This window comes from Clostridium sp. DSM 17811, assembly GCF_018861905.1.
In the GTDB taxonomy this organism is placed as follows: domain Bacteria; phylum Bacillota; class Clostridia; order Clostridiales; family Clostridiaceae; genus Clostridium_AD; species Clostridium_AD frigoriphilum.
This window is the reverse complement of the sequence record NZ_JAHLDU010000062.1, coordinates 1-4674: the sequence shown is the minus strand read 5'-3', so window position 1 is coordinate 4674 and position 4674 is coordinate 1. Positions and strand designations below refer to the sequence as shown.

General features: G+C 32.8%; 1 protein-coding gene and 1 rRNA gene. Both read right to left on the bottom strand.

From position 1 onward, the window contains the following. Positions 1-601: 601 nt before the first annotated feature. Entirely contained in the window at positions 602-4375 is a 3774-nt protein-coding gene (locus KPL44_RS24775) for a fibronectin type III domain-containing protein (RefSeq protein ID WP_216256039.1), read from the bottom strand. 190 nt (positions 4376-4565) lie between these two features. Then, positions 4566-4674, bottom strand: a 5S ribosomal RNA gene (gene rrf, locus KPL44_RS24770); the annotation flags it as partial.

The window sequence follows — 4674 nt, the reverse complement described above, 5'->3', positions numbered from 1 at the left end:
ATCTGCGCCAACTGTTAAGTTGGTTAGCAAGCTCATTACATACTTTTTAGCCTTACGACTAAAATATTACTTTTACTAAAGTAATTGACTGGTTAAAATAAAATATTATTTTATTTCTTTACCTATTTCTCTGTTTAATTTTCAAAGACCAATGTGCCACTCCTATGTGACTACAAGAAGTATTCTATCATATCCATAGAAACACATTTTTATAAAATAGGTCTTCTAGTTATATTATCTTTATATTTCTACATATATATCTATATAATTCAATATTACTCATTACGATACGCAAGGATAAGTATTCTTATAACTAAATATAATGGTAAATATTTTTTTCTGACAATCATTATGGATTACCTATTCCTATAAATTTAATAATGTCATAGACTTCGTTCATGGAGTTATTCCTCAATTAAAATAAAAATAGTCCACAGAATTATTACTGTGAGCTATTTTTATTTGCTTTTATTCTATACTTTTTCTTGAAATTACAATTCCTATAACCACTATTAACCTAGACTAGCAATGAATACACTAATTCTCTTAAAATCTCTAGTTTTAAAACTAGATGTAATTTCTTTATCTACATTAACAGTTCCTACATCCACAATAGGTTTATCATCTTTAATAGGTTTATCATCTTTAATAGAGTCTCGTTTTTAATAGATTCTTCCTCGCCAATTGTTCCGTCGTTTGAAATTGGATTAGTTATATTTGAAATATCTGATAGGTATGCTCCACTTTTTATTGTTGAATTTACAATCAATGACATATATTCACCTACAACTATTGTACCATCTCCATTTCTGCTATAACTATCTGGTTGTACCACACTTTTAAAGTCTGATTTTAAAAGTACTTTACCACTCTTATTTAGAGATTTTACCCCATTATAGAAATAATTATCATCACTCTCAAGCGATGCAGGTATAAGGTCTGCTGCACCTTCCTTTGTTCTAAATGATATATTATTTTTTGATACAAATTGTTGAACCGCATTAGTGTAGGATGCAAAGCTAAAATTAGCCCCTTTGTTATCTACAGATGTTGTATTTTGAACTATCATGGCAGGGTTACTATTACTTGTAACACCATCAGCATTATTATTAAAGGATAAACTGTTTCTAAGAAGATGTTTAACAGCTATTCCTTCTCCACCCATTTTAAATCCATTACCATCACCTTTAGTTTTTCTACCATTTGTAAGTGTACCATTACCATAGGCAATACAATTTTCTATAACTACAGCCCCGATAGCACCTGTTTCAAGTTTTGAATATAAGTCCCATCCATCATCGCAGTTGTTATGTGAAATACATCCTCTAAATACATTTCCTTCGCCAGAAGTTAATTTAGCAGCGAACCCATCTGCGTTGTTTTCTGAAACATCAACATTGTCATAAGATGTACAATTTAATACTAGGTTATTTGCTGGCCATTTATCTTTACTTTCAGTAGAAGATCCACTAATTTGAAGTCCAGATTCTTTAGTATTATATACATTTACTAATTCAACAATATTGTTACTACCAGAAATGCCCATACCTTTTAAGTTTGATTTAGTTATGTCAATACCATATATTTTCCAGCCACTACCTGCAAGACTTAGTCCATCTGACTTGAAACCAAAATCAAAAATAGGTTTTTCATTTGGATATGCAGATAGAATTTTGGGATTATTACTTTTACTATCATTACCTCTTTCTATAATTATTGGACTCTTTAAATTATATACACCACCACGGACATATATTGTTTGTCCTTCACTAATAAATTTAACAGCGGAATATATATCCGTTGGTTCAGTTTCTGTACCGGCTGAATTTGGAGAACCAGTTTGAGAAACATAAATAGCCCCAGAGAGAGTTCCGTATTGTTTTAGTGTTACGATATGTTTTATTGAAATAGGATCATGATTTGTAACATTTTCAGTTGCATCAGGAGTTAATGTTATATCAAAGTTGTTAGCTCCCTTTATAAGTGTTGTACTCTTTTCTAATAAGTCATTAGCGATAATTGGCCCTTTATATATTTCTACTCCCTCTTGTTTAACTTCTACGTTACCTTTAACATTTGCTAAAAGACCAAGTTTATAACTTGATGTAGATGCTGCTGTTAGTGAGACTGCATTTATTGCAGCATCTACAACTTTTTGTGGTTCTTTTACCCCTACAGGATCTGTACCAACATCTGAAGTTTTCATACTTATATTAGAGCTCGTTATTGAAGCAACCCGTGCAGCAAAGAAACCAACATATATTTTACCCGAATTTAACACTTCCATTTGTTTGGGTTTATAATATATCTTCTCTACACCATTATTTACAGATACTTGATAACCTGTATTGGTTTTCTTAAGTGTCATCTTATATGTTGAGGTTCCATCGTTTAACGGACGATCTCCAAATTTAAAGACATCATCCATTGTTGCTCCAGTACCGGATTTATCATTAACATTATTTCTAAACACTGATTGAACTAATCCTCTATATCCACCAACTAATACCATATTTGATGAAAATACTGTGGGGTCTAAACTCTTCCCTATATCATCTCTTGCCATTATTCCAAATGCTTCTTGATTATCTGGGGTTCCTTTAGCAAAATAATTTACTTTAATATCAGCCGAAAGTTCAAAGTTTTTAGATGGGTCCACTTCCGTATAGTAATAGGCTATTCCATCATGAGAACCTGTAACCTTCCCACCAGTTGTGCTTCCTTCCTTATTCCCCGCCGTAACTGTCACAGCACCCTTTACACTATCTACATCTATAGTATTATATAAACTAGAAATAGATTGTCCAAATATTATAGATTTCCATTCAGCAGTTTCACCTACTACTTCCTTTGATTTTGCAGACACAGTAGTTGCTGAATTTTGGCCATCTTTAATAACCGTTAATTTAAAATTATAGACTCCTTCTATTTGAAGATTATTAACTGTGTATGCCAAGTCTTTAGTAGACTCTATCGCTGTAGTCCACTGACTATCTGCCGCTTTCTTATATTTGAGATTATATTCTTGTGCTTCTTTTACCTGATCCCATTTAACTTTGATAGACCCTGTAGCGGTAGCACTTGCGCTAACCACTGGACTTGTAAGTGGTAACTTAAAAGTAATATTTTTTGTATTTGATAGTTTCGCATCCTCCTGTGCAGTTCTTAAAGCTTTAGCGGTAAATGTATATGTCCCACTTTCTTTAGGACTAAAAGTAACTTCACCATCTGATGCCCCTAAAACTGTATCTACTTCTACAACGGATTTTGTGTCTACTATAATATTATCTTTTCTCATTTCAACATCTAGTTTTAAAGTGCCCAAAGCACCCATTACATTATTATAACTAACCTTTACTTCTTTACCATCTTCTGATAAAACCACACTATTAATCAATGGGCTAGCTATTGATGACCATCTAAACCCTGGAACTGCAATCGCCAATGCAGAAGTTAACCCATTTGATTCTCCACCACTTGCCTTTACTCTAAATTCATAAGCCTTCATTGCAGTGAGATTAGTTACAGTGTGGCTTTTGCCCGTTATCTTATCAGGATCTGTTGTCCAACTCGATGTACCCATTTCCCTATATTGAACAATATAGTTTTGTGCTCCTTGTGTTCCTGTCCAATTAATATCAACATTATCGCCTTTAGCTTTAGCAGTTAAGGTTGGTCTTGGTAATGATTTTTTTGATAAATCATAGATAACGTTTTCATTTTGTTTGATAATAAACTTATCCACTTCTGCATTAGCACCGCAGATAACAAAACCTAAATACATTGGTCCATTAGTTGTTTCATGCAGATCTGCAAGTTCTTGTACTTCCCCATTTATAGTAGACGTATAAGTGTTATTTGTTCTCTGAATTTTTAATAATACAGTAGTTCCTATTTCTGATGTTTTAGAAGTATTAGGACCACCTGCACCATATCCAGTAGTTTTTTTGTAATAACTCCTAGAACCATTATCCCCTCTGGCTACTGAAGTTACCATTGCATCCCCTTCTTGTGTACCAGAGAATGCACCTACACCTACTATTCCACCAGTACCATTTATGGTACGATTTGTCACCTTTAATGTTGCCTCAACAGAGAAATCTCCTGAGATTTTATTAGGTGTTAGTAAGAAACTACTGTTTTTCGTTCCTTTACTTGAAAACCCTCCAATAGTCGAATCATTTGATATAATCATTTTATTATTAGAATCTTTTAATGCTGAAAATTTAACGGTAGGAACCTGGTTAACGTTTTCAAGGTCTAAAATTGCTTCTCCCCCTGGAGTTACAACCTTCGTAACTCCTTTTACGTTAAAAGGTAATAATGTGAATAACATCATTGTTGCGATAAAAATTGATAAATTGCGGTTTCTCATTTTAAAATGTCTTATGATTTTCCCCCTTTAGTTTTATATTACTTATTATACATCATTAACCATTTAAGTTCAAATAATAAATTTTTTCAATAATATAGTTGGTACTATTTGTTTAAATAAGATTATATAATGAAAATACTTTTTTATTTAACGCAAAAAAACACTAAGTTATACTTAGTGTTTTTTCATTACCTGGCGACAACCTACTCTTCCACAAGGTCACCCCTGCAGTACCATCGGCGCATTGAAGCTTAACCTTCGTGTTCGGTATGGGAACGGGTGTTACCTTCAGGCCATAA